Genomic DNA, 26,853 nt, shown 5'->3' with positions numbered 1-26,853 from the left:
CAGGCATATCTTGCTAGCAGCTCAAAATAGACAAGTTTGACTATTTAATTAGTGAGACTGCATCTTGGGCAATAACCCATTCTTCATTCGTCGGGATAACCATTGCTACTGGACCTTCATCTTTAGTAATTTTACCTTGCTTACCAAAGCGTGCGGCAGTGTTACGCTCTTTATCGACTTTAAAGTTAAAGATCGCTAATGAGTTAAGCACTTTCTCACGAATAACATCAGAGTTTTCACCAATACCACCGGTAAATACCACCGCATCAAGACGCTCTAAAGGTACTGTGTATGACGCGATATACTTTGCTAAACGGTAGCAGAAGATCTCAAGTGCAAGGGTGGCACCTTTATGTCCTTTCTCGTAACCTTCTTCAATACCGCGGCAGTCATTGGTTAGTTCAGAAATACCCAATAAGCCACTTTGCTTGTTAAGTAGGTTGTTAACTTCATCTAAGGTGTATCCAAGACGGTTAACTAGATGGTAAATAATTGATGGATCCATATCGCCACAGCGAGTACCCATGACTAGACCTTCAAGTGGAGTTAACCCCATAGAAGTATCAACACTCTTACCGCCTTTAATTGCAGTAACAGAAGCGCCATTTCCTAAATGCGCACAGATAACATTAGTATCTGCTTCATCTTTTCCTAAAGCTGCAGCTGTTTCACGGCTAATGAATAGGTGGCTAGTACCGTGCATGCCATAACGACGAATCGCATTTTCTCGGTAAAGCTTGTACGGCAGGGCATAGATAAAGGCTTTCTCTGGCATGGTTTGGTGGAAAGCAGTATCAAATACAGCCACTTGTGGCAAGTCTGGGAATGATGCTTGTGCAGCACGAATACCAATTAAGTGAGCAGGGTTATGCAGTGGTGCTAATGTGGCACAATCTTCAATGCCTTGAACCACAGATTCATCAATGATCACTGAGTGAGTAAACTTTTCTCCGCCGTGTACAACACGGTGGCCAATGGCTTGGATCTGCTCGGCAATTTGAGGGTGCGCACCTAAGATGTTGTTTACGATATATTCAACCGCTTCTCTGTGAGCAGTAAATGCGCCTAAGCTGGCATCGTGCTTAGCGCCGTTAACTTTCCACTTAATTCGTGAGTCTTCAAGACCAAAACACTCGGCTAGACCTGAAATTTGGTCATCACCAGTTAGCGCATCAATAATCGCAAACTTAAGAGATGAACTACCGCAGTTAAGCACCAATACCAGTTTGTTTGACATGTTTAAACCTTTCGCAATAAGTAATGAAATCGTTTGATTCACTGAATAATACCAATCGGTATAAGTAGTGGGTCTACTCAGAGTGTTTTTGGCGAACTAATTCAAGGCGGATAATTGCCATAATGGTTGTTCCCTTTTGCCTTTATCCAACACTGAATTAGGAAGCCAAAAACGCTCCTTACAGGCGAGTGTTAGCGACTCTGATGCTGCGTTAATGAGCTTGAACGTAGAATAACTATGCGCTTCACTCACTGCAAACCACATGGATGTGGTGAATGTCATTAATGCAGGAGCATTTAATGACATTGCCTCAAAATCGCTAAACTCTCGCTGAGCGACCAAATCTTTATACCGATTGGTATAACAATAACTTCTATGGCAACTATAGGCCGAAGTCGTAAAATGTGCCCTGTAAAAGAGCGAAAATCTGTTGCTTACCGGGCATAGAGCCTTGGGGCAAGCCAAGTGTTTGTGCTAGAGTTAGGCTTGTTATTGATTATTAATAGGTGCCATTCTTGAGCATTCAAGTTCTCAAAACCTTAGGTGAAGGCCGTCGTTATATGAAGACGTGGCCTATGGTTAGACAACTGAGTTTTTATTTTCCTGAGTACCGCGTTATGCGTGCGACTCAAATTGCTTTGCCTTTAATGCCACTACTCGCGGTGTTGGCTGGCGCCAGTCAGTTATATCTGCATGGCTGGGATTACTTACCACAAGCAATCACTATTGCATTATTCTTTATCAGCTTACCTATTCAAGGTTTGCTATGGTTAGGTTGGCGATCCGCTCATCCTTTACCGTTAACTTTGTTGGACTGGGGTAATCAGTTATCAACTAAGCTGTCTCAAATGGGTGTAAATTGTCGGCCTTTAGGCGCTAAAGCTTGCTATTACGATATGGCGCTTATTTTGAAAGCGGCATTCGAACGTTTAGATGCAAGTTATTGGGAAGAGCTTTAGCTCGGCAAACATTTAATAAATCGCATTAATACCCATATCGATAAAGACTTGCTTTATCTTCTCCATCGTTTCGGTAGTTGGAGGAGAGATTTGGTTGAGTTCATACTCTTCACCCATCGCTTCCCACTTATGCTTACCTAACTCGTGATAGGGTAGTAACTCTACTTTTTCTACATTGGTCATTGGTTTGATAAATTCGGCCAAAGCTTGTGCCGATGGAATATCATCGGTAAACCCACCGACAACCACATATCTAATCCAAGTCTTTTGGTTTCGTTTATGTAAATGTTCGGCAAATTGCAATGTACGTTGGTTGCTGACTTTGGTTAAATCGATATGTTTTTCATCGTTTATCTGTTTAATGTCAAGCAACACCAAATCGGTGCTATCAAGTAGCTCGTCAATAATTGGGGTATATTTGCGCACAAAACCATTAGTGTCTAAGCAAGTATGAATACCTTCTTTTTTACAAGCTTTAAAAAGCTCTGCGACAAACTCTGGTTGTAATACCGCTTCACCGCCGCTGGCTGTAACACCGCCACCGCTGGCTTCTAGAAAAGGTCGATAGCTAATGATTTGGCTCATTAGCTCATCGACTTTAATTTCTCTACCACCGTGTAGATCCCAAGTATCGCGATTATGACAGTACTGACATCGCATCAAGCAACCTTGCATGAAGGTGATAAACCTTATGCCTGGACCATCTACGGTGCCAAAGGACTCTAATGAATGAATCCGACCTGTTACTGCCATTATTACTCCTTGTGAGGCTAGTGCAGCACTTTGCTACGCTAGCCGAATCAACACATAAAACCGACGTTATAGACCTTTAGTAAAGGTACGAGTGATAACATCTTGCTGCTGCTCTGGTGTCAGAGAGTTAAAGCGTACTGCATAACCTGAAACACGAATGGTTAGCTGTGGGTATTTATCTGGATTAGCCACGGCATCTTCAAGCATTTCACGGTTCATCACGTTTACGTTTAGGTGTTGGCCACCTTCGCGACTGTCGTTATGAGCAAAGTAACCATCCATTAATGCCGCAAGGTTAGCTTTACGGCCATCTTCATCTTTACCTAACGCATTAGGAACAATAGAGAAGGTGTAAGAGATACCATCTTGTGCATGAGCAAAAGGTAGTTTAGCAACTGATGTTAAAGAAGCAATGGCTCCTTTTTCGTCACGGCCATGCATAGGGTTTGCACCCGGTGCAAAAGGTGCGCCTGCTTGGCGTCCATCAGGTGTGTTACCTGTTTTCTTACCGTAAACCACGTTAGAGGTGATTGTTAAGATAGACTGTGTAGGAATCGCATCACGGTACATCTTCATGCTACGGATCTTCGCCATAAAGCGCTCTACAAGCTCAGTGGCTAAATCATCAACACGTGCATCGTTGTTACCAAACTTTGGATAATCACCGCTGATATCGAAATCAACAGCAATGCCATTTTCGTCACGAATAGGCTTTACAGTGCCGTATTTAATTGCAGAAAGTGAATCAGCTGCAATTGATAGACCAGCGATACCACATGCCATTGTACGACGAACATCTCTGTCGTGAAGCGCCATAAGTGCGGCTTCGTAAGAGTACTTGTCGTGCATGAAGTGGATAGCGTTTAAAGCTGATACATATTGCGTTGCTAACCAGTCCATCATGGTGTCTAAGCGACCCATAACGTCATCGAAATCTAAAACTTCATCTGTGATTGGCGCAAACTTAGGACCAATTTGAGTCTTAAGTTTTTCATCAACACCACCGTTGATGGCATAAAGCATAGTTTTAGCTAGGTTGGCACGGGCTCCGAAGAACTGCATGTGCTTACCAACAACCATTGGGCTTACACAACATGCGATAGCATAATCGTCAGATTCAAAATCTGGACGCATTAAGTCATCGTTCTCGTACTGGATAGAGCTAGTATCGATAGAAACTTTAGCTGCGTACTTTTTAAAGTTAAGCGGTAACTGCTCAGACCAAAGTACAGTGATGTTTGGCTCTGGGCTTGGGCCCATGTTGTACAAAGTGTGCAAGAAACGGAAGCTAGACTTAGTCACTAATGTACGGCCATCAACACCCATACCGGCGATTGACTCTGTTGCCCAGATTGGGTCGCCAGAGAATAGCTCATCATATTCTGGAGTACGTAGGAAACGAACCATACGTAACTTCATCACGAAATGGTCAACCATCTCTTGTGCTTCTTGCTCAGTCAATACGCCAGCAGCGATATCACGCTCGATAAAGATATCAAGGAAGCTTGAAGTACGCCCCAATGACATTGCTGCGCCATTTTGGCTCTTAACAGCGGCAAGGTAACCAAAGTAAGTCCACTGAATCGCTTCTTTAGCATTGGTAGCTGGCTTAGAGATGTCGAAGCCGTAGCTTGCTGCCATCTGCTTCATTTGGCCAAGTGCTTTATGCTGCTCGGCGATCTCTTCACGAAGCTGCATTGTGTAAGATAGGTTTTCGCCTGTTTCGAAGTCAGCTTGAAGTGAACCAAACTGAGCAAACTTATCTTGCATTAGGTAGTCAATACCATATAGCGCGATACGACGGTAATCACCAATGATACGACCACGGCCATATGCATCAGGCAAACCTGTCAATACACCAGACTTACGACAACGCATAATTTCAGGTGTGTAAATATCGAAAACACCTTGGTTATGTGTTTTACGTAACTCTGAGTAAACATACTTAATGTTTGGATCAAGTTCACGACCATATGCGGCGCAAGAACCTTCAACCATGCGAATACCGCCATTAGGCAGCATTGCACGTTTAAGCGGTGCTTCAGTTTGCAGACCAACGATTGTTTCTAGGTCTTTAGTGATGTAACCCGCTTCATGAGAAGTGATTGTAGACACTTTGTCAGTATCAAAATCGACAGGGGCGTGGGTACGGTTTTCTTGCTTAACGCCTACCATTACTTTATCCCAAAGCTCTGTAGTCGCTTCGGTTGCATCTGCTAAGAAAGACTCATCGCCTTCATAAGGCGTGTAGTTAGCTTGGATAAAGTCACGCACATTGACTTCAGTTTTCCAATCGCCTGGCGTGAAACCTTCCCACGCGTTTGCAAACTGTTCAGTTTTTTCGGTCATCGTACTAATACCTTCTGTTTGAGATAAAGGTTATTGGCGTTAACTAGGTTTATCGTTTAACCCTAACGACCAATAGCTAATGCTTAAACGTTGCAAAGGCCTTAGCCTTTTGTTGAAACGTTTTCGAAGTGATTTCACTTCGCAGGAATTTGTTTGTTGATAACCACAATAGAATTTACATTAACTCTAACAAAGTGGTTTATCTAAATTGGTAAGACCAATTTACCGTAAGTATATTACCATAGCCTTACTGAGCCTGCACTCTAATCCGCAGCCAATTGGCGCGTATTTGTTGAAACTGTTAACAAGATAGCATTTATTAAACAATTTAATGTTTGCATCTATGCTTGATGTCAGGTAATTGCCTTGTTGGTCTATTTTTCGCAAGGTAATTTATTGCTGTTTATTCTCTCTCTTAATTCAATGCAGCTGCTAAAGCTTCAATAGGATTGCTTTGCAACCTAGCGCTATGTTTTAAGTCATAGTGAGTATCAAACAGATTGATAAGAATTATAGATGAGAAAAAGGCGAAGAGAGTGCAGGGCTCTGTTCGCCAATTCATTTAAAGTAGAGCTGGTATACCGGTTATCATGCCTACCGCTAACATGGCAGCAAGACAAATAACAAATGCAAGCCCAGGGATGACCATACGGTCAGTGAACGATAATGATTTAGCGCGTTCTTTATCACCAATAAGGCCGTTATTGTCTAGAAACATGGTTAACGCCCATGCTAAAACAGGGTTTGCGACGAATGCGGCAAAGATACATATGCCAGCTGATTGGCTATTTTTAGTGTCTTTTACCATCTGCATACCGGCTTCAAGCAGTGGTAAAAATACCCCAACTAAAAGTGCAATCGACATAACAGGTCGCCATACGGTAACGTCCATTGGGTAACCAATCACTGCCACTAAGATACACATTATGCCGAGCAAAATAGCACCTGCAGGTATTGGGCGTTTAGCGATGGCCGCTGGGATCATGTATGTCCCCCAAGAAGAGGTAATGTTACCGCCACCAACTGCTGTACCGACAATCTGACGAACTGAGCAGGTGGTCATAGTATCGTCAACATCCATCAATACTTTTTCTGAACCTTTTGGATAGTTAAGCTCTTGGAAGATGCGGTGCCCAAGGAAATCAGGTGACCACATTGCAACAGCTAAGATTGCAAAAGGTAGAGAAGCAATAAAGTGTTCAATGTTAGGTAAGCCTAACTGCCAACCGTATTCTGTTGATCCCCACCAATACATAGGGTTTAAGTTAGGGATCCCAGGTTCTGTTACAAATTTAAGATCAAGTCCAGCACCTAATGCAAAAGCGAGCACGATTGCGGCAATCGAACACAGCGGAATCGCTAGCCAACGCTTGCCAACTTTTGCAAGGTAAGCATATAAGATGACGTTTGCCAGTAAAATGAAGAAAGCGACATAACCTAAGCTGTAATCTAGCGCATGCTTGGCTTCAAGTCCGCCAGCCCAGTCAAACAGCGAAGTGATTTGACTCTTGGCTCCCATGAAACCGAGAAATACTAGCAGGCCTCCAGCAACCCCGCTACTGGTTAAATTAACCAGCCTAGATCCACCTTTAAAGTAGCTGAGAATGAGACCGAACACCCCAAGTAGAATAGCGAGTGCCAGAGGATGAGCACCTGCTAAGGCAATGGCACCAATTAAAGGGATCATTGGTCCGTGGTTGCCACCGAGGTTAGCGCGAGGATTAATGAATCCTGAGCTGATAATACAAAAGAGTAGCGCGGGTATAAGCATTTCAACTCGTACAACTTGGATTGCGAACTCTGCGCCTAAGTTTACATGCTCCCAACGTTCAGATAGTCCCGATGCCCATGCTGCCATTACAGCAGAATACATCACGGTAATACCGATAGTCCCAGCGATAGCAGGAACTAAGTCTTCCCATTCAAAGCGAAAGTCTCTGCCAGGTAGATTAAGCCCCCAGCGTCTAGGCTTCATTATTTTTAGTTCATTATCTAAATACTCTTCACGAGTATTAAATTCAGATGCGGGACGGTGAAGTGCTTTATAGCTCTGATCTGAGCTGTCTTCTGCTTCATTCTTTACTGTTTCAGGCATAATTTCTCATTCTCCGAAAAGAATTTAAGTGATTCATCGGGATATATAACAGTTATTTAGTTGTTCCCTGTGAATTAACAACTTTCTTATACTGATAGGTATAAGTGTAGTCGACTTCAAGTCTTTGTTAACGCTTCTGTAACGGCAAATATTCAGCATTGTTTGCGCTGAAACGCTGGTTACATGGGTAATCCTTTACCTATACTAAATTGGTAAGACCAATTTACCCCAAAGATCTTAACATAGTAACCTTGGTTCAACATCAAGTATCAAAGTTATTGAATATGATGTTTGATTAAACTGAGAGCGACTTAACAACTTATACAGTGATGGCTAAATAATCTAATAATAGGCATGTAATTTGCCTTAGTGTCTAGATCAATAAAACCTGTATTTTAGGTCGAAAAATAACCGTTAGTAAACTTGTGATACTTGTTGTGGTTTTAGATCACTATAACTGGGCATTCGTCACGGCAAATAAAGTGGCAGTTGTGATCTGGATCGCTTTCGGGGCTGCTGCCCTCCTTTATGAAATCATTAATATCTTGATGTCGGTATCGGTTTTATCGATAAATTGGCTACCGACTAGCGTCTTTATATACCTTTAGCTGCTTTTATAAGTACGCATTTAGATTTGATTTTGCTCGTTAATGCTTACCGATTAAAACTGCCAAAATATTTAACCATACGTAATCGCTCATTTCTGATTAACAATTAATATTGTTATATAACAGCTGCTTATGTATTGCGCTCCTTGTTTGGTAACAACGTTAACATCTGCATATGGACTTTTCTAGGTATCAAGAATAATGATTGAGCCTATCATTATTATCAGATTTTATTATCCCATTGCTTCGGGTAATTTGTGCTTAGAACAAGAGTTCGTTTTTGAATAACTGGAGTGTGTAATGAGTGTAGGTCTAGTGACTTACTGTTACGAAGCAGTAAGGGGGGAGTATGTCGGGAAATAGCCAAACAAAACAGATGCCGATGACCAAGCAACTAAAAAGTCCTTTATCGCAAGAGAGCGGGCTAAAACCAAGTATGTATCAACAAGCGGAGCGATATGGATCCGATAAAGTGGTAAAGGCTCATTGGCAGTCTTTCGGCTTGGCGATATTTGCGGGTGCATTTATCGCATTAGCATTTGTGTTTTATATCACAGTAACAACCGGCAGTACTGGACCTTGGGGGCTAATGAGACTCGCTGGAGGCTTAGCATTTAGTCTTGGGCTAATGCTAGTGGTGATCTGTGGTGGTGAACTATTTACCAGTACCGTGCTAAGTAGCGTCGCCTGGGCACAAAAACAAGTTTCAACTCAGTCTTTACTCAAATGCTGGGGGCGCGTGTATGTCGGTAACTTTATTGGTGCAATGCTAATGCTGTTATTGATTGTGGTCGCCGGGATGCAAAATCTAAATGAAGGCCTTTGGGGACTCAATGCTCTTAATATCGCCCAACATAAGTTGCACCACGGTTGGTGGCAAGCTTTTGTGCTGGGAATGCTCTGTAATATGTTGGTATGCCTTGGCGTTTGGATGACATTTTCCAGTAAAGACGCATTAACTAAAGCGATATTACTGATGTTACCTGTGGCGATGTTTGTTAGTAGTGGTTTTGAACATAGTATCGCTAACTTGTTCATGGTGCCTTTAGGCATAGTGCTGGCGAATGTGTCAGACCCAGCTTGGTTTGCAGCACTCAATGTCACTCAAGCCCAATATAGCGACTTAACGGTTACCAACTTTATTATCAATAACTTAATACCGGTGACACTGGGTAATATTGTCGGTGGTGGCTTGTTCGTTGGCTTAGGCTACTGGCTAATTGAGAAAGCTAATCCAAGTCCATATCCACATTTAACGACACAAAATAAGCACTCTGTCTTGGCTGAAGTCATTTCATTGTCAGATCTCGAAAAAAATAACCAAACACATTTTATAGAACAAGCCTTTGCTGAACCTTCAGTGGCGCAAAGTCCTAACAGTGCCTACCTATCTTCTGGAGTAAAAAATATGCCTAAAACAATACAAAAACTTAATGTTAGCGATCTAATGAATCCTGCTCCATTTACACTAACAGCCGACATTACGGTATACGAAGGGTTGAAGCGTCTTACCGAAAGTGCGAGTCGCGGTGCACCTGTGATTAATGAGCAACAACAGTTACTTGGTTTTGTCTCTCAACAAGATCTCTTACGCAGCCTATGGTCTGAAGAATTTGCCCGTGGCGTAAACTTTAAAGTCGCTGATTTGATGCAAACCCAGGTATTGACGGTATCGCCGTCAGATGCCGTTGCCGATCTGATAGAACTGATGGTTGTTGATAGAGAGAAATTATTTCCAGTAAACGACACTGGGATGCTGATAGGTAACACATTCAAAAGTTACGAAGAGCGTCTAAGAGCAGCTAATGCAAATAAACCGAGTGTGTTCCCTGTGGTTGAAGACGGCGTATTATGCGGTGTTATTACACGGGAAGATATAGCGCAGAAAGTCTGTGAGATCTATAAGTTCTAAGCATATTGAAAGCGTAACAAAGGGCAAAGAGGAGGCCGATCCTCTTTGCCTTATTGTCAGTTTAGCGGTTTTTTTTACCAACCCTATTGCGGCTCAAACGTCTGGCCTCTGTAATAACACAATCTCGGAGTGGATTCTCACCTGCATCATTACGCCAGACAAATGAAAGATGACGTTGCATGTTTAGCTCTGGGGTGGATAACACCACTAATTCGCCGTTGGCTATCTCTTTCTCTACATCTAAATAGGGCAAACTACTTAAGTAAGGACCATTCTTAACAAGGGCCTTAAGCAGCGAAACGTATTCATACTCTTTCCACACATGCAGTTTTTCAATGATGCCATGAATGGCGCCTTCAAAAATACGTCTTGTGCCAGCACCTTGCTCTCTAAGTACCCACTTTGCTTGCTCTAACTGGGCTAAACTTGCTGATTTTGTTTTAGCATATGGATGATGAGGTGATGATACCACGACAAGGTGATCATCAAGCCACTGCTCCTGATGCAGTCGACTGTCATCATTGCGGCCTTCGATTATGCCAAAATCGTATTCATAATTAAGTAAGCCTTCAATCACGTTTTCGGTATTTTCTACCATCAAGTCAATGCGGAGTTCTGGGAAGTCGGTATCAATTTTGCTGATAAGTTCTGGTAACAGGTGTTCAGCGGCTGTTTGACTAGAGCAGATCCGAAATCGACCGCTTATAAGATGTTGTTCATGCAGGCCTAATTCAATCTGTTGTGCATCTTGTAACAGACGTCTCGCTTTTGGCCGCAGCCAGTTGCCCCAATGGCTTAGCGTTAACCGGTTACCCTGGCGAATAAAGAGTGGCCGGCCAAGTAAATTCTCCAATTGTCCCAACGACATACTTACAGCCGATTGCGTCATCGACAGTTTTCTAGCCGCAGCACTGACACTTTCTAGGCTGGCAACAGCATCGAAAACCATTATTTGTTTAAGAGAATACTTCATTGCACCTACTGTTTACCTACTCGAAAAATTACTAAATGGAAACTATCAATTTAATTGATGGTCATTGGGTATGATTTTAGGCGGTGAACAAGCGTTGAACAAGCCAAGTTGGTGTTAGGTACGAATAACTTAGATTAAGTTCACTATTCTATATATAGTGTGATCCGCATGCACCTCTAGTGACAAACATAGGGTAAGTGCTTTGATAATAAATAGTTGCAAAGATGTTTTGCTCAGCTGTAAAGCGAGAAAATACACACGTTAGTAAGGCGCAATGGATCACTTAGGCTATCTTTTAACTGACTATTTCAACTGACAATACCTTTTCAGTTGCCTAGTTTTTACTCTTTCAAATGAAACGATATGGGCGTTAGTCCATCTTTTACCGACTGCCAATTAAGCGCTCATAGATAAAGCGCTGACATTGGTTTATATTTGCTGCCAAATAATAACAATATGGCGGCCAAATGAAGCAAGCTCCCGCAGTTCAGCAACAAACTTCAATCAATCCCTCGAACAGTCGTTCTCACATTGTGAATAGACCATGGCAGATGCCCGATACCTTGGTGATTATCTTCTTTGTGGCACTGTTTGCAGCAGTAATGACCTACTTTATTCCTGTTGGCTCATTTGAAACACAACAAGTAAGCTACGTGATTGACGGTGTTGAGAAGAGCCGCAGCGTGGTCGATCCTAATTCATTTGCTTACCAGTTAAATGATGATGGCGAGCCCATGCTGCAGCCCGTCAGTTTATTTGCTGGCGGTGGAGGCACGGGCTTCTTTAATTTTGCCTTTGAAGGCTTAGTTTCTGGATCAAAGTGGGGCAGCGCGATTGGTGTCATCATGTTTATGCTCGTTATCGGCGGCGCCTTTGGCATTGTCATGGCAACTGGAACCATTGATAACGGCATTTTAAAGCTTATCGATAAAACCCAAGGCAATGAAACACTGTTTATACCGGTTATCTTTACCCTATTCTCACTGGGCGGGGCAGTATTTGGGATGGGGGAGGAGGCGATTGCCTTTGCGATTATTATCTGTCCGTTAATGATAAGGCTTGGCTACGACGGTATAACCACGGTAATGGTAACTTATGTTGCTACTCAAATAGGTTTTGCAGCCTCATGGATGAATCCATTTAGTGTGGCGATTGCCCAGGGCATTGCCGATGTTCCTGTGTTGTCTGGCTCTAGCGTACGGGTAGTCATGTGGTTAGGTTTTACCCTTATGGGGCTGATATTTACCATGCGCTATGCTGCTAAAATAAAAGCAACACCTGAGCTCTCATATAGTCGTCAAAGCGATCAATATTTCCGTGATAATGCCAATGATGCAAATCTCGATAGCCGCTTTAACCTAGGCGACATTCTGGTGTTACTAACCATTGTAGCAACTGTGGCCTGGATCATATGGGGCGTGGTGGTCAATGCTTGGTTTATCCCTGAAATCGCTAGCCAGTTTTTTGCGATGGGTATTGTTGTCGGTATCATCGGTGTTGTCTTTAAGCTAAATAACCTGACGGTAAATAAAGTCGCCATTAGCTTCAAGCAAGGGGCATCAACAATGCTTGAACCGGCAGTTTTAGTCGGCTGTGCATCGGGAATACTATTATTACTCGGCGGCAGTAATGCAGCCAACCCTAGTGTACTCAATACCATATTGAGTAGCTCTGGAGAGTTTATTGGCCAGCTACCGAGTGTGATGTCAGCATGGTTTATGTTTGTGTTCCAGGCAGTGTTTAACTTTTTTGTGACCTCAGGTTCAGGTCAAGCAGCGCTGACAATGCCGTTGATGGCACCGCTCGCTGATATTGTTGGCGTCACTAGGCAAGTTGCGGTGCTGGCGTTTCAATTAGGAGATGGTTTCACTAATGTATTGGTGCCTACGTCAGCTTCATTGATGGCGACGTTAGGCGTTTGTAGAGTGGATTGGGGCCAGTGGCTTAAGTTTATCTGGCGCTTTATGTTGGGGCTGTTTGTTGTCTCTAGTGTTATTGTCATCACTGCCCACTACATGGGGTTTAGCTAAACAGTTTGATGTTGCACCATTAACTTAAAGCAATAAAAAATGGCATCCTAAGATGCCATTTTTTTATGTTTGATTAAGCGCCATTTAGTGCGCTTAGTTCAACAGTGTTTAGAACTTAACTTCACCTTCAATGAACCACTCTTGTCCACGAGCGTTGTATACGCTACGTGGGTAATGAGGCCATGAAGTGTTTGTTGGGTCAAAGTTAGGGCCAGCATCAAACATGTTGATTAGACCTGTAGATACTTTGATGTTGTCAGTAAAGTTGTAACCTGCAGTTAGGTTCCACTTAGTTAGTGATGCTACTTCGTAGTCACTTTCTTCGCCTTCACCGCCTTCAGCAAATGACTTATAAGCAGTACCGTGCATACGTGCAGTGTGGTATGCGCCAAGTGTTGCTTCAAAGTCTTCTAGGAAGTAACCCAGTACAAGGTTGGCTCTGTACTGTGGTAACCCACCGTTGTAGATATCATCATCAATTTCAGCTGTTGGGTCTAATTGACCTTCTGACATTAAGATGTAAGTACCGTTAAAGTTAAGTTTAAACTCACCAATGGCATCTAGATCCCAACCATATCCCGCAGTAACATCTAGACCACGAACTTGCTGGTATGCAAGGTTTTGGGCGACAGAGTTAACGTGAGTAATAGTACCGTCTGCATCACGAGTGATCATATCTTCATATAGGTCATATTCACGTGCTGCTTTTGAAGCGCTGATGTCACTAACCATGTCATCAAGCTTCCACTCCCAAAGATCTACAGAAGCGTTTAGTGAATCACCGCCCCATACTGCACCTATGTTAGCTGTGTAACCTGTTTCAGCTTCAAGATCTTTGTTAGCACCCGTTGTGATATCAATGTGTAGCTCGTTACACACTTCATTGATTGTTGGGTTAGAGTTTGCTTCACCAGGTGTTCCACCCATAGCTGCACACTGTTTAAAATCAATAACCTGTGTAAAGCCTTGAGTAGGGTCGCCATATACACGGTGCATATCTGGTGCACGGAATACGCTGCTGATAGAACCACGAACGAGTAGCTCATCAAGTGGACGGTATTCAACAGTTAGCTGTGGTGAAAGGTTACCGCCAACATCGCTATATTCATCATAACGTAGAGCAACATCGATGGTTAGCTGGTCAAGAACAGGCATGCTTAGCTCAGCATAAGTTGCCCAGAAATCACGCTCGCCGTTTCCTGAAGAACCACCAGTGGTTAAGATATTACCTTTCTTAGATTCAGAATCTGAATCTGTTTGGTAGTCCTGCTCAGTGTACTCAGCACCAAATGCGAACATTGCGTCACCAGCTGGTAACTCAAATGCTAAACCTGTGATGTTTGCCTGAACGTTTTTCTGTGTAGATTGTGCTTGCTCAAAAGGTGTGTAAGAAGCGTCTTCTACATCCGCAGTCGACATATTCTTAAGTAAAGAGTTACCATTGTCACCAGCGGTTATGTAGTCAAACATACCAGCGATAGTCGCATAGCCACCACGGAATACATCAACATTAGTACGGCCGTAGTTTACAGACGCATCCCAGTTATACTCATCTGCGATTGTACCTTCAAGGCCAGCGGTGAAGAAGTAGTTACGGGTATTGGTTTCGCCTTGACGGTTACCAAATTCATGTAGACGACGAACGTAGTAGTAATCACCATCTGTCGCATTAGCGAAATCACCGCCTAGTGCTGTAGATTTGTCGTTGAATGTTTTACTTAGTCCGCCAGCACCAGAAACGGTTACGTCATTGCCTGCGACTTTGATGTCGTAGTCATTGATCGCCATTGGCTCAATGTTTGTGGTCGATTTTGCTTGTGCAAAGTCTAAACGGCCTAAGAAAGTGATATCGTCAGCTAGTTCATAGTTGAAGTTAGTTGTGCTGATAAAGCGGTAGCTTTCTGGTTCAAGGTCGCGTTGCTTCGAACGGTCATATCCACAAATGCTACGTGCTGAATCCCAGAAGAATCCACCCGCAGTACACTCTTCTGCAGTCAATGCTCGAGCACCACTTGCGCCTTTGCTCGCGCCTGCAATACGTGCACCGTAAGAGCTGTACTGAGAGAACTCACTGTGAGGAACTTTATCTGTATCTAAACCAAAGTTTTCACGATCTGTCGCGCGAAGTACTTCGTTGTTTGTATATTCGATAAACGTTGAAACGTTACCTTTGTCTGAAGAAGAACCAATAGAGAACGCGATTCTGTCATTCATGCCACCGCCATTGGTGGTATCACCGTGACGGTATTTTAGCGCTGCACCGTCAAAGTCTTTCTTCAAAATGATGTTAATAACACCACCGATTGCGTCTGCACCATAAATTGCAGAACCACCTGATTGTAGAACTTCAATTCTTGCAACAGCTTCCATTGGAAGGTTAGCTGTATCAACGAAGTTATCTGTGCCGCCAGCTGGTTTTGGATACTGGTTTAGACGTTTACCATCAATAAGCGTCAATGTACGGTTAGCACCAGCATTACGTAGGCTGATAGAAGAAGCCGCAGGAGTAAAACCATGAACTGATTGAGTGGTCATCGCACCAGTAGTAGATGTTAGGCTTTGAAGTGCATCTTGAATATTGGTAAAGCCTTGCTTTGCCATGTCATCGGCACTTAGCACTGTTACAGGTGTTGCGGTTTCCATATCGGTTCGTTTAATGCGAGAACCGGTAACTTGAATTCGCTCAACTTTATCTGCACTTTCAGCATCAGCCGCAAGAACTACTGGCGAGCTAAGTGCTGCAGTTGCTGCGCCACCCACTAACGCAAAGCGTACCGCTTTGGCCAATCTTGAATTAACTTGCATTGTATTACTCCCTGAAGACTTATATTAATTATATGTTTTATTTTAATTAGAATTACCTTCTTAAGGTGACTTATATGTAAACAAGAAGATGAATCCCATCCGAATAGAACCATAATTAAATAACCGTGGCAACAATCTGGTTACAGTTTTTTTTAGGTTTCAAGCTTAGGAGGTTGTTATTTTTAAATCGACATCTGATAACAATAAATATAAATTTTATTAACGAATGGTTGTATTTGTGAGTTATCACTCTGTGCTTGACGGATTATTAGGCGTTTATTTGAAGTGATGTTGCTGATTTGTTAGTTTGGTGTTGATATATAGTTTTTGGTAATTCTTCGTTAGTAACAAGAGTGATACATTTTATGTGGTTGAAAAGTATTAATTTGGGTATGAAATGTTTGTTTTTGTGATGTTCGTCACGTTACTATTGTGGTTAAAAATGGCGCATTGTTACCATTTTGTAGCTTTTTGTGGGGTGATAACTGCGTAAATTGAGATGATAAACAGTAAAATCTAGTTAGTGATTAACTCATTTTCAGGCGTTTACACTGTTATGAATACGTAATGCTATTTTTATAATGGTGTAAATATCTTACTGCTACATACATAACTATGATGGTTGCAATTACCAGCTCAAGCTTGGCTGTTAATAGTAAACTCACTGATAGGGAACTTTCTCCATAGGTACTTACTATCCAAGATACAGTTTTAAATAAAGCGGTTGCACCGATAACCATTGGAAAAGTAAACGCAGCATAACCAGGACTGAATGGAAGTTTTAATAAGTTAAAAAAGGCTAAATAAATAATGCTTGTCATTAATAGTGCTACGGTCAATAAAACAGCAACAATAATTAAAGAAGGCTGACTCGATATTGTTAGGTAACCGGCTAGAGATAGGCTTGCTGGTGCTGCTAAAATTGCAATTGTTGGTTTTGCTGCGTCGGCTATCGGTTCACAAAATATCAATCTGTAAAGCATAATAGGTAGCATGACTAAATAACTTAACATCCCAAAGTTAACAATGGCGTTGGCAATCCAGTGGTTTTGTACTTGTAATAGCTCTCCATGTGGAAAAGAAACTGCCGCTACGATAATGCCGATAGGTGGGACAAACCAGCTTGGAACCATATGGCTTAGCTTGAAGTCAATTGCTCTATTATAGATAAACATAAATAGAAAGATGATATGGATGCTAATCGCCGTTAACCAAAGTGTTAAAGCGGCGCCTTGGCTAAACCGTCCAATTGCAGCGGAAACGACCATTAACCCCATCGCAAAAGTTGGGATAACACTGCCAATCACTGGGTGAGAAAGCTCTTCGATGAGCACTTTAGGGTGCAGAACGAATTTAGCAACTAGCATTGCTAACAGCACTGACGCAAGTAAAGCACTGGCTAACTGTGCGCTGCCACCAAGCTCAGGAGACATGCTCTCCCAAGCCCAACCAAGGCTGGCTATTGCTAGTGCTAAACCAGCCATTGGACTCGGTAAGCGTGATACTCGGTGTGTTAGTTTGTTATTTGTAACAGTCATTGTGTTCTCCAAAATCTTATCTCTATGGATGTATTTTAGAATCACCTACAATTAAAATAAATTGAGTTATAGTTAACCTTAGATTAAATATTGCTTAATTGGTTAGTGTGGATTTAAATCAAGGCTTCAGTTTGCAACGCAGTAACGTGTGCCCAAGTCCAATATTGTCGATATCTTCATCAACAAAGAGTCCCGCTTGGCTAATTAGGCTCAGTAAGGTTTTACTGTGGTACATGCGACTATTGCCATTGGCAATAGCGGTGAAATAGATTGAAGTGGCATTGACACAAAAAGCGCCTGCTTCAAATGGCTGACGATCCCAGAAGGTTTCTAGGATGCATAGCTCACTGTCTTTCTCCATGACTGAAACGGCACGTTTTAGAATGCTGAGAATTTCTGTTTCAGAAAAGCAATCTAAAAATTGGCTCATCCAGTAGAGATCGCCTGCTTCACAAAATGGTTTGGTTTCATCGAGTAAATCTGTTTCAAAGGCGCTTATTCTATCTGCGACCCCATGATTGGCAGCGTTCTGCATCGCGACTTTTAATTGCCCTGGAAGATCCATGATGGTGACAGTGACTTCACGATTAAATTTGGTGCAGGCTAAGGCCCATTTGCCGGTGTTTCCGCCAACATCAACGATATGCTTTGGCTTAGCTTTGAAAATGAGTGGTAACAAAGTGTCGAATGCATGATCTGAATAGTAGTGATCAAACTCAAACCAGCTTTTTTTAATATCATCTGGAAGTTGACTCAAGCCGGGATAGATTGTTTGCCAATCACCCAGTGAGGCTAGCCCTTTGGGCTTACCTTCGAGTAAAGAGGCTTCTAGTTCAAATAACCCTTGATAGCAGACATCATGGGTAAAATTTAAGTTGGTTTGTGCCATGTCATCATGCAATAAAAAGTGACCGATTTTATCGAGCACATAGGCATCTTCATTTAAATATAACAAGCCCATACTCAGCCCCATATCGACTAATACTCCAAGGCCGTACTCAGACAGTACTGACTGCGTTGCTAAATCACTTATGCTGCAACCAACAGCTCCACTTTCGGATATTTGATGTAAGACATCGAATTTCAATAAGCAGCGAGCAACTTGAAAGCTGATGGGGGCGAAGGCAATTTTCTGAGCTTCAAACTTGGCATCAAATGCGCTGATTGATAGAGGCGAGCGATAGAAAGACATAAGTTAGACCGATGTAGCTGTTACCGAATTAGGGGAGGCGTATGTTACATGTTACAGTCTGAATATAGTTTGAACTGGATCTTGCTTCAGGTTACTCATCTGAATAACTTGAACTTATTTATTCAAGCCACTCATTTGTCTAAAGGATGTTGTCATGCTCGTACCACTGACCTACGTTGGTCGACAATCAAGCCGAAGTGATGGGCAAGCAAGACGTAAAGCGATTCTAGAGGCGACACTGCGCTTAATCGTTAAAGAGGGGATCCGCGGCGTGCGCCATAGAGCCGTTGCCGCTGAAGCAGATGTACCATTAGCTTCAACTACATATTACTTTAATGATATTAAAGACCTTATTAGTGATGCATTAACGTTTTTTGCCGAAAAAACGTTGTGGATGAATAAAGCGTTAGAGGAGCAAAGCTATACCTTGCTCAATAATATGGCTGAAGTAAGCCAAAACCTAACTAAGTCTGAGCTGCAAACGTTAGTGGTTGAGCAGTTATCTGAGTTTATCTGTGATCATATAGAAGCACAGTTAACTCAACCTGATGATCGTATCCTAGAGCATGCTTTTCACGAAGAAGCACTGCGGAACCCCGAGCTTGCTAAAGCCATTATCTTGCTCGAAGAGACATTACTGCAGAGCATTAAATCATTTTTTAGTGCATTTGGTTCAAAAACAGCAAGTGAAGACGCCCACCAAGTCTTGGCAATTATTCGACTGTTGGAATACCAGTTTTTACTGCGTGGTAAGGTGAATAAGACTGAGCTCAATAACATTGTGCACACCACTGTGAGCCACATTATTCAGGCAATAAAAAACCCAAGCTAAAGCTTGGGTTTTGTTGTATCGACTTATGGTTTATTGTACGTTTTCAGCGTCGCTAAACTCACCCTGGAACAATACTGAAGATAAGTAACGTTCAGCGGCTGAAGGTAATACAACAACAATGTTCTTACCTTCAAACTCAGGTAGCGCTGCAATACGGTTTGCTGCTACTACAGCTGCACCTGAAGAGATCCCTACTAGAATACCTTCTTCTTGCATCAGTCGATGCGCCATTTCGATAGAGTCTTCATTCGATACGGCTTCAACACGGTCTATCAGTTCAAGATCTAGGTTGCCCGGAATAAATCCAGCACCAATACCTTGAATTTTGTGTGGTCCAGGTTGAACTGTTTGACCTGCAAGTGTTTGTGCAATCACAGGCGAATCAACTGGCTCTACAGCTACAGAAGTAATCGCTTTACCTTGAGTATTTTTGATGTAACGGCTTACACCGGTGATGGTTCCGCCTGTGCCGACACCAGCCACAATGACATCGACTTCGCCGTCAGTATCATTCCAGATCTCTGGCCCTGTGGTTTTTTCGTGGATCTCAGGGTTTGCAGGGTTATTAAACTGCTGCAATAACACGTACTTTTCAGGCGCTGACTGACGGATCTCTTCCGCTTTATCAATGGCACCTTTCATGCCTTTTGCGCCTTCAGTTAACACTAAGTTGGCACCTAATGCTTTAAGCAGTTTTCTACGCTCTAAACTCATAGTATTAGGCATAGTTAACGTTAGCTTATAGCCTCTTGCAGCCGCTACATAAGCAAGTGCAATCCCTGTGTTACCAGAAGTAGGTTCGATAAGCTCTTTATCTTGAGTCAGAACGCCTTTCTTCTCAGCATCCCAGATCATATTCGCGCCGATTCGGCACTTGATACTAAAACTTGGGTTACGTGCTTCAATCTTGGCAAGAACATTACCTTTGCTAACACGATTTAAACGGACAAGTGGTGTATTACCAATTGTTTGTGAATTGTCTTCAAAAATTTTGCTCATGGGCTGCTTGCTCCTTAAAATGCACAGGTAAAGCATAATCCTCTTTCGCTGCTTTAGAAGTGATTGTTTGTTCTTCTTTATTCTTTTTAGTTATTAAAGCAATCACTATTATACGTATTGAGTGGAATTACTATAAGTTTCAGTTGTTAAGCTTAAGTTAATAGGGTGGTATTATGCTGTTTTGACTCATGTGATGCGCTCACTACGACTGGATTAAATTAATGAAAAAACAGCAGACAGAATCAACGCTTGATCCTAAGTCATTAGTCACCCCTTATGCTTTTGAGATAGCCGCTAGTGTTTTGTACCAGCCATTGGCTAGCCCATTGAAACGCGCCTTAGCAATCACTGTTGATGGGCTTTTGGTGGCTGCGCTTGCGGAGAATGCAGGTTGGATATTTGTATTAATGGTCGCAATCACAGTTGTTATTCATAAAAGAAGTCAATCTTTGGGGAGCATTGTTAAATGGGCATTATATGCTTTCATGCTTGCAGGTATGGTGTATGCATTACTTGGTGACGGTTGGAACAATCAAAATGATATTTCAGAGACTAATCAAGTTGGAACCCATATAAGTGCTGATAGTGCAGAGCCTGAAACATTGCAAACTGTCGCTGAATTAGCGAATTACCTTCCTGAAGTCATATCCACATCGAGTTGCCAAGATTACTTATGTGCTCAAAAGCGTTTAGGTTCATTAAAAGGAGCGCTAAACCACTCAAGCCTCTCGAACGCAGAACAAGCACGCATGATAGAAGGGCTTATTAATGAGCTACCGCTTACCGCTAACCAAAAAGAGAGTTTAAAGTTAAAGTTTGTAGCAACTGAGAATATACAAGCGCAATCTTCTGTCACCGATGCAAATATTGAGCAGCCAGTCGAAGAAGAGAGCATCGTTGCTAGTAATGAAGAGAGTGATACTTCAAATACAAACAAAGTCGACTGGGAGGCGTTGGAAGATGCTCCGCGTTTTGAAGCAGACCAAAGTTCACCATCGAGTCCATTAGCGTGGTTGATAGGTTTGTTAAATGACATGGGCTTAGGTTTTGGTTGGGCGGCGTTCTATTTTACGGTGTTTACTGCTTGGTTTGATGGACAAACATTGGGTAAAAAGCTACTCGGAATAAGTGTCATCCAGTTGGATGGTTCCAAGATCACCTTATGGGCTGCCTTTGGCCGTTACGGTGGCTACGCTGCAGGTTTTACCACAGGTTTACTCGGTTTTATGCAAGTATTCTGGGATGCTAATCGGCAAGCAATACAAGATAAAATATCAGCGACTGTCGTTATTGACCTCCGAAAGCCTGAAATTGAAGCACCTATCATACAATTAAATAGGAATGCCTTGAATGCATCGGTTGCTGCGGAAATTGAACAGAAGTAACATAATTGATACCGTTTTGGGTGGCTAAGGGTTAAGCTGCGCACGTATTTTGTAAAATTGCAGAGAAAAATAGATAACGTTCTCACTTAGCGTAGCCATTTAATAATTAAAGAGTCTTTTAAAAAGGCCGATTAACTAATACCAATTGCATTAAAAGTTTGACCATTCAGCGGGAATTCAAAACGCTGTAGGAAAGTAGTGGGATTTGAGCTAATAGTTATTCTATATCCAAATCCCATAGCGAATCATACAGCGTTTTGAAACCCGCACTACGTGAGCTCCTCAGTCTTTCCACTTCTGCTTTGCATTGGCTTAAAAGGGAACAACCATTTCTTTACCAATGCGCTTTGAATTGAAAAGGCTGGGGGGCTCTGAACTGGTCAAATACTTAATGCAATTGGTATAACGTGCTAAAGAAGTATGGGTTTAAAGGAGAGTTAAGTTGCGGATCTTAGTTGTTGAAGATAGCCAAGTTGTATCACGGGTGATGCGGCATTTATTAACCCAAGAGTTAAATTGCGACGTTGATGTCGCGCCTGATCTAGCCAGTGCCAAAAACCTTTTGGCTGAAAATGATTACTTTGTGGCTGTAACTGATCTAAACCTTCCTGATGCGCAAGAGGGCGAGATTGTAAAATTAGTACTGGCAAAACAGATCCCATGTATTGTACTCACCGGAAGCTGGGACCCACAAGAGCGATCACGGCTGTTGCAATTAGGTATTGTTGATTATGTACTTAAAGAAAATCGCTTTAGCTATGAATATACCGCTAAGTTAGTTCGACGTTTACAACGTAATCAAAGCGTGAAGGTGTTGGTTGCTGATGACTCAATGGTGAGCCGAAAGTTTATTCGTAGTCTTTTAGAGCAGCATTTGTTTCAGGTGATAGAAGCAGATGACGGTTTAGCGGCACTCGATACCCTTAAAGAAAATCCAGATATTAAACTGCTTATCACTGACTACAATATGCCTCGTCTAGACGGGTTTGGTTTAATCATTAAGGTTAGGGAGCAGTTCAGCAGAGAAGAGTTGGCAATTATTGGGCTTTCCAGTGATAGCGACGAAAGTCTATCCGCACGATTTATTAAAAATGGTGCCAATGACTTTCTGCAGAAGCCTTTCGTGCATGAAGAGTTCCATTGTCGAGTTCTTAATACACTGGATGCACTCGATATGATGGCTAAACTGTGGGAGCAAGCTAATCTCGATTATTTAACCAATGTATTTAATCGGCGTTACTTTTTTAATCTCTACGAAGAGAAACTACCTAAAATTACCCGCAATCAAGGTACGCTTTCACTCGGTTTGATGGATATCGATTTCTTCAAGAAAGTAAACGATGGTTATGGTCATGATGTAGGAGATGAAGTATTGGTTGAGTTTGCCGCGCGCCTTAAACACTCATTTTCACAACATTTTACAGTGGCTAGATTTGGTGGTGAAGAGTTCGTTGTCGGTTTCAAAGGCTTAAGTGTTGAAAAGTCATTTGCGCTGTTAGATAGGTTTCGCATGCAGATGGAAAGCACACCGATAATGACAACGAAGGGCGAGTTAACGATAACTGTGAGTATTGGCGTTGCTAATTTCAATCACGATGAAAACGTAGATGAGATGTTGCAACGAGCTGATGTTGCGCTGTACGAAGCTAAAGAGGGTGGGCGTAACTTAGTCTGCATTGCTTAAAAAGAGTGGGTAATGAAAAAGGCTTAACCCAATGGTTAAGCCTTTTTTGTTCGCATTCGCTTATAAAATCCAAGCGTAACTCATTTTCATAAAATAGGTCTCTTCGGTTTTCATCAAAGAGTCGATAGAGTCATTAGACTTTAACCCATCTGAATAGCCTAAATAGAACACACTTTGAGGATTAAGCTTATATCCGTAAAGGATCTCATTGCCTAAATTCTGCTGCTCTTTATTCGGCGAGCCATAAAGATAAAGGCTTGGATCTCTTTCAATATGGGTGTAGACGCTCGAGACACGGATGAAGTTATGAATGTCGATATACCAGCTCAATCTCACATCGCTTAAGTTTGCAGTAAATAGGCGGCCGTCATCGACATCCATAGTACGGTAAACATGCGATACATTTAGCTTCACTGAATCGGTAACATTCCAACGAACACCTGGATTGAGTAGAAACTTAGTGCCTAATTGATCGTTGGCAAAGTCGATGCTATCGCCGTAATTGACATCGAGTTCGACAAATAGGGTACGGGTGGGTTTCATATTGGCATAAAACCAGCCCATGGTTTCGTCAAACATCTGAGTGTTGTTTTTAACTGCTAGGCTAGCACTATCGTGACGCCTTCCTACACGTTGACGGTTAACGACGCCAAATGCTGTGTAACTTTGTAGTAGGCCATCAAAAGCAAGTTTTGCTTCAGCTTCCTGCTCTAACTTTTCACCAGCCTGGTTATGGCTAATATCCCAGTCGCCGCTCAATCGTATTTTGCTAAAACCACTATTTTCTGGGTACCAAGTATAGCCACCACCTGCAACAAATTTACTGAAATCGACTTTCTCAATAAAACCTAGATCGGCTCTAAAGTCCTCTGCTACAGACTGATATTGCGCTATAGCATTCCAATTTCTTGTTTCGTGTTCGTACTTAGCCAAATACATGTCGCCACGAATAGAATCTGCACTACTGGTTCGTAATACACGCTCATTGACGCCGCAATCACTTAAATCACAGTCGATGTCTGGTAAGCAATCATCGCTACTGCACAGTGTTTGCGAGAAACCTAAAGGGTATTGGGTATCTGACACAACATACTGACCAATAAAGGTATCTTGTTCGGTGGGCTGATATTTAACATCTACACTAGTGACATAATTATGATAATCATCACTGGTTTTAGCGGTGACTAGCGCGCCCATAGACAACTCATTACCGATATCGTAGCGATAACGACCTGCAAAGTTTTGACTTTTCTCATCGATACTGGCGATATCTGAGCTCAAATTTCCAGGTACTAAAAAGTTAGTATGGGTGTCGTTTGTCGCCAGTGTGGCGAAGGTGTGGTCGCCCACTTTACTGGTTAGCTTAATGCCATAATCTGGTGAAACGATATTACGGGTATGTAATAGGTTTAACTGGGTATCAAAATAGTCTTTATTATCGAGGAAAAAGGCTCTTTTCTCTGGATAAAACAGGGCGAAGGTATTATTAATATCGAGTTGACCCGCATCGGCTTCAACCTGCGAAAAATCAGGGTTGATGGTAGCACTGAGTAAAGTACTTGGGGTGATCCCCCAGCGGAGGTCTAAACTAGGCTCAATATTGTTTTCACTTTCCCTGTCACTATTAAGGTCGAGTGGACGTTGACTGTTACGATTGAAAACCACCGATGGTGTGATCTGTAGATCATTACCTTGCTCTAGGTTAGACATGCCACTCATCACACCAAATTGACATAGTTGGCAACTATTGTTCCTGTCTATTTGATTACTCGACAGCCTATGCTGTTCATTTCTAGGATAAAACCTGACGAGTTCAACGCCCCACTTTTGTTCGCTACTGTTATCAAAATTAAGCACTCTGTAAGGCAACTCTATTTCGACTTGATAACCCGTCTCTGTTCGTTGAGCTGCTGTGTACCAAATTCCATCCCAAGCGTCACTTTCATTGCCAGTCAGTTCATTCTCAATAGAGTCCATCTGCACGCCATAGGCATTTACAAAGAACTGATAAGCCAGTCGAGCATCGTTAAAAGTATCGAGTTTTATACCGACGAGATCATCTCCCCAAACGCTGTCTCGATCGCTCAAATTCGCTCTGATCTGCGAAGGCGTTGGATCATAAGCGGTAAACGCCAAAAATAGACTTGTGTCAGTGGAATATAGTTTGACTTCGGTTGTTACTGGCGCAGGGATGTTTTCACCTGGGCTGGTTTCAATTGTTATCTCGGTGGTTGCAGCATTCTGCCACTGTGGTTCATCAAAGTTACCATCAACTTTGATACTGCCTGAAAGTGTAGGGATCTCAATATTGAATTGATTCTCCTGTCCAGCATTAGCATGCAAAGAATGACAAGAGATAAAAAGGATAACGGAGCTAGCAAGTAGGGTTGCTTTATTCATTTGTTTTTATTATTGAAAGCTGAATAATTGGGTGAGGGGATTGTAATGGAATTAAGTATAAAAAAGGTAGGCTATTTGTTACAAATATTTTCAGAGAAGTAACAATTAAGTCGAAAGTGCGTTGAAGTGGCTAGGCCATATGATTAATGGCCCAGCATAATATTAATCTGGTGCGATGGTGTTGTCTTTGTAGGCTTCTCGATATTTATCAACCCACATAGATGTAGCGCCGCATATGGCTACTGGCATCACGACAAAGTTGAGGATCGGGATCATTGAAAACAGTGTGACGGCGGCGCCAAAGCTAAAGCTGCTCCCCCGGGTCTGATTAAGCGCGAACTTCATATCCGCAAAGGGGACTTTATGGTTATCAAAAGGATAATCACAGTATTGTATTGCCATCATCCAAGCGCTAAAAAGAAACCATAAGATAGGCGCTGCAGTTTGACCGACAAACGGCAGTAAAAATAGCAACAAGAAGACAATAGCACGCGGCAGATAGTATTTGAGTTTGATCCACTCTCGGCCCAAGATACGCGGTAAATCTTTGATTAAATCGATACCGCCACCGGTATTGAGCGGTTTGCCAGTCAACAGTTGCTCGACTTTTTCGGCCAGTAATCCGTTAAAGGGCGCTGCTAGCCAATTCATCACTGAGCTAAAGATAAAAGATAACACCACCAACAGGGTTAATACCGCAAGTGGCCAAAGTAGAAAGTTTAACCAACTTAAGTATTCTGGAAGTTGACCTGAAAGCCAGGTGAAAACCTGCTCTAACTGACCAATGGCAAAATAGATTAAGCCAGCAAAGAGCAATAAGTTAATTGTCAGTGGAATAAACACAAAACGTCTAAGACCCGGACGTTTTATCAAACTGAACCCTTCTAAGAAGTAATTTACGCCACTTTTTTTTGTTACTTGATTGGTTTTATTCATAGAAATCTTTGATAGTTAAAGATACGCATTGTCACGATTGTGAGTCAGTGGGCATTTAACCGCAAGTGAAAAGGCGTTAATCAGCAATAAAAAGCGTTACAAAATGCTGTTAGCTTTGGTAAAGTTACCATAATTATATGCATATCAAACATAGACGCTAATTGTC

17 protein-coding genes are annotated in these 26,853 nt (G+C 42.3%); 6 read left to right on the top strand and 11 right to left on the bottom strand.

All coding sequences use genetic code 11. The features are described 5' to 3' along the window. Positions 1–40: 40 nt before the first annotated feature. Positions 41–1,237, bottom strand: coding sequence for an acetate kinase (gene ackA, locus AB4135_RS18640; protein ID WP_371994952.1), 1,197 nt, complete (start codon positions 1,235–1,237; stop codon positions 41–43). 515 nt (positions 1,238–1,752) lie between these two features. Here ackA and yfbV point away from each other — a divergent pair. Further along, a complete protein-coding gene (gene yfbV / locus AB4135_RS18635; RefSeq protein ID WP_248975192.1) occupies positions 1,753–2,196 on the top strand; it encodes a terminus macrodomain insulation protein YfbV in 444 nt (147 codons plus the stop codon). Between the two features lie 12 nt (positions 2,197–2,208). Here yfbV and pflA read toward each other — a convergent pair whose 3' ends face one another. The 3 genes from pflA to AB4135_RS18620 all read right to left on the bottom strand — a co-directional run bounded on the left by pflA (position 2,209) and on the right by AB4135_RS18620 (position 7,393). Then, positions 2,209–2,949: a pyruvate formate lyase 1-activating protein gene (gene pflA, locus AB4135_RS18630; protein WP_371994951.1), complete on the bottom strand. Its 741-nt coding sequence runs from the start codon at positions 2,947–2,949 to the stop codon at positions 2,209–2,211. A gap of 66 nt (positions 2,950–3,015) precedes the next feature. Further along, entirely contained in the window at positions 3,016–5,298 is a 2,283-nt protein-coding gene (gene pflB, locus AB4135_RS18625) for a formate C-acetyltransferase (RefSeq protein WP_371994950.1), read from the bottom strand. 562 nt (positions 5,299–5,860) lie between these two features. Next, positions 5,861–7,393: a DUF3360 family protein gene (locus AB4135_RS18620; RefSeq protein ID WP_371994949.1), complete on the bottom strand. Its 1,533-nt coding sequence runs from the start codon at positions 7,391–7,393 to the stop codon at positions 5,861–5,863. 990 nt (positions 7,394–8,383) lie between these two features. Between AB4135_RS18620 and focA the strand changes: the two genes are divergently transcribed. Beyond that, on the top strand, positions 8,384–9,913 hold the full coding sequence (focA, locus tag AB4135_RS18615) for a formate transporter FocA (protein ID WP_371994979.1): 1,530 nt from the start codon (positions 8,384–8,386) through the stop codon (positions 9,911–9,913). Positions 9,914–9,974: 61 nt separating this feature from the next. Here focA and AB4135_RS18610 read toward each other — a convergent pair whose 3' ends face one another. After that, on the bottom strand, positions 9,975–10,886 hold the full coding sequence (locus tag AB4135_RS18610; RefSeq protein ID WP_371994948.1) for a LysR substrate-binding domain-containing protein: 912 nt from the start codon (positions 10,884–10,886) through the stop codon (positions 9,975–9,977). Between the two features lie 551 nt (positions 10,887–11,437). On the opposite strand from AB4135_RS18610, the gene yfcC reads away from it, so the two are divergent. Further along, entirely contained in the window at positions 11,438–12,916 is a 1,479-nt protein-coding gene (gene yfcC / locus AB4135_RS18605) for a putative basic amino acid antiporter YfcC (RefSeq protein ID WP_371994978.1), read from the top strand. A 108-nt stretch (positions 12,917–13,024) separates the two neighbouring features. Here the strand turns inward: yfcC and AB4135_RS18600 are convergent, their stop codons facing one another. The 3 genes from AB4135_RS18600 to AB4135_RS18590 form a co-directional block, all read right to left on the bottom strand. Beyond that, positions 13,025–15,721, bottom strand: a complete 2,697-nt coding sequence (locus AB4135_RS18600) for a TonB-dependent receptor plug domain-containing protein (RefSeq protein ID WP_371994947.1) — start codon at positions 15,719–15,721, stop codon at positions 13,025–13,027. A 554-nt stretch (positions 15,722–16,275) separates the two neighbouring features. Then, positions 16,276–17,259, bottom strand: coding sequence for a TDT family transporter (locus AB4135_RS18595; RefSeq protein ID WP_371994946.1), 984 nt, complete (start codon positions 17,257–17,259; stop codon positions 16,276–16,278). Between the two features lie 118 nt (positions 17,260–17,377). Continuing rightward, complete coding sequence (locus AB4135_RS18590; RefSeq protein ID WP_371994945.1) at positions 17,378–18,451, bottom strand: methyltransferase; 1,074 nt, start codon at positions 18,449–18,451, stop codon at positions 17,378–17,380. Between the two features lie 154 nt (positions 18,452–18,605). On the opposite strand from AB4135_RS18590, the gene AB4135_RS18585 reads away from it, so the two are divergent. Next, positions 18,606–19,283 (top strand): TetR/AcrR family transcriptional regulator, encoded by a 678-nt coding sequence (locus AB4135_RS18585; protein WP_371994944.1) that lies wholly within the window; start codon positions 18,606–18,608, stop codon positions 19,281–19,283. A 30-nt stretch (positions 19,284–19,313) separates the two neighbouring features. On the opposite strand, the gene cysK is transcribed toward AB4135_RS18585, so the two are convergent. Further along, entirely contained in the window at positions 19,314–20,282 is a 969-nt protein-coding gene (gene cysK / locus AB4135_RS18580) for a cysteine synthase A (RefSeq protein ID WP_220736123.1), read from the bottom strand. 221 nt (positions 20,283–20,503) lie between these two features. On the opposite strand from cysK, the gene AB4135_RS18575 reads away from it, so the two are divergent. Further along, a complete protein-coding gene (locus tag AB4135_RS18575) occupies positions 20,504–21,667 on the top strand; it encodes an RDD family protein (protein ID WP_371994943.1) in 1,164 nt (387 codons plus the stop codon). Positions 21,668–22,109: 442 nt separating this feature from the next. Beyond that, entirely contained in the window at positions 22,110–23,351 is a 1,242-nt protein-coding gene (locus AB4135_RS18570; RefSeq protein WP_371994942.1) for a diguanylate cyclase, read from the top strand. A 60-nt stretch (positions 23,352–23,411) separates the two neighbouring features. Here the strand turns inward: AB4135_RS18570 and AB4135_RS18565 are convergent, their stop codons facing one another. Beyond that, complete coding sequence (locus tag AB4135_RS18565) at positions 23,412–25,751, bottom strand: DUF5916 domain-containing protein (protein WP_371994941.1); 2,340 nt, start codon at positions 25,749–25,751, stop codon at positions 23,412–23,414. A 162-nt stretch (positions 25,752–25,913) separates the two neighbouring features. Further along, positions 25,914–26,687 carry a sulfate transporter CysZ gene (cysZ, locus tag AB4135_RS18560; protein ID WP_371994940.1) on the bottom strand — a complete coding sequence of 258 codons (774 nt, stop codon included), beginning with the start codon at positions 26,685–26,687 and terminating at the stop codon, positions 25,914–25,916. Between the last annotated feature and the right edge of the window lie 166 nt (positions 26,688–26,853).

This window comes from Shewanella sp. 10N.286.54.B9 (genome assembly GCF_041468565.1).
Classification (GTDB): Bacteria; Pseudomonadota; Gammaproteobacteria; order Enterobacterales; family Shewanellaceae; genus Shewanella.
This window is presented reverse-complemented; position numbering and strand designations above follow the sequence as displayed.

What these genes read in the sequence shown, in the direction of transcription:
- cysK (WP_220736123.1), bottom strand. Translation starts at nt 20,282, where the DNA reads ATGAGCAAAATTTTTGAAGACAATTCACAAACAATTGGTAATACACCA.
- AB4135_RS18585 (WP_371994944.1), top strand. Translation starts at nt 18,606, where the DNA reads ATGCTCGTACCACTGACCTACGTTGGTCGACAATCAAGCCGAAGTGAT.
- yfcC (WP_371994978.1), top strand. Translation starts at nt 11,438, where the DNA reads ATGCCCGATACCTTGGTGATTATCTTCTTTGTGGCACTGTTTGCAGCA.
- AB4135_RS18595 (WP_371994946.1), bottom strand. Translation starts at nt 17,259, where the DNA reads ATGACTGTTACAAATAACAAACTAACACACCGAGTATCACGCTTACCG.
- AB4135_RS18620 (WP_371994949.1), bottom strand. Translation starts at nt 7,393, where the DNA reads ATGCCTGAAACAGTAAAGAATGAAGCAGAAGACAGCTCAGATCAGAGC.
- pflB (WP_371994950.1), bottom strand. Translation starts at nt 5,298, where the DNA reads ATGACCGAAAAAACTGAACAGTTTGCAAACGCGTGGGAAGGTTTCACG.
- AB4135_RS18590 (WP_371994945.1), bottom strand. Translation starts at nt 18,451, where the DNA reads ATGTCTTTCTATCGCTCGCCTCTATCAATCAGCGCATTTGATGCCAAG.
- pflA (WP_371994951.1), bottom strand. Translation starts at nt 2,949, where the DNA reads ATGGCAGTAACAGGTCGGATTCATTCATTAGAGTCCTTTGGCACCGTA.
- AB4135_RS18575 (WP_371994943.1), top strand. Translation starts at nt 20,504, where the DNA reads ATGAAAAAACAGCAGACAGAATCAACGCTTGATCCTAAGTCATTAGTC.
- AB4135_RS18600 (WP_371994947.1), bottom strand. Translation starts at nt 15,721, where the DNA reads ATGCAAGTTAATTCAAGATTGGCCAAAGCGGTACGCTTTGCGTTAGTG.
- AB4135_RS18610 (WP_371994948.1), bottom strand. Translation starts at nt 10,886, where the DNA reads ATGAAGTATTCTCTTAAACAAATAATGGTTTTCGATGCTGTTGCCAGC.
- cysZ (WP_371994940.1), bottom strand. Translation starts at nt 26,687, where the DNA reads ATGAATAAAACCAATCAAGTAACAAAAAAAAGTGGCGTAAATTACTTC.
- focA (WP_371994979.1), top strand. Translation starts at nt 8,384, where the DNA reads ATGACCAAGCAACTAAAAAGTCCTTTATCGCAAGAGAGCGGGCTAAAA.
- AB4135_RS18565 (WP_371994941.1), bottom strand. Translation starts at nt 25,751, where the DNA reads ATGAATAAAGCAACCCTACTTGCTAGCTCCGTTATCCTTTTTATCTCT.
- ackA (WP_371994952.1), bottom strand. Translation starts at nt 1,237, where the DNA reads ATGTCAAACAAACTGGTATTGGTGCTTAACTGCGGTAGTTCATCTCTT.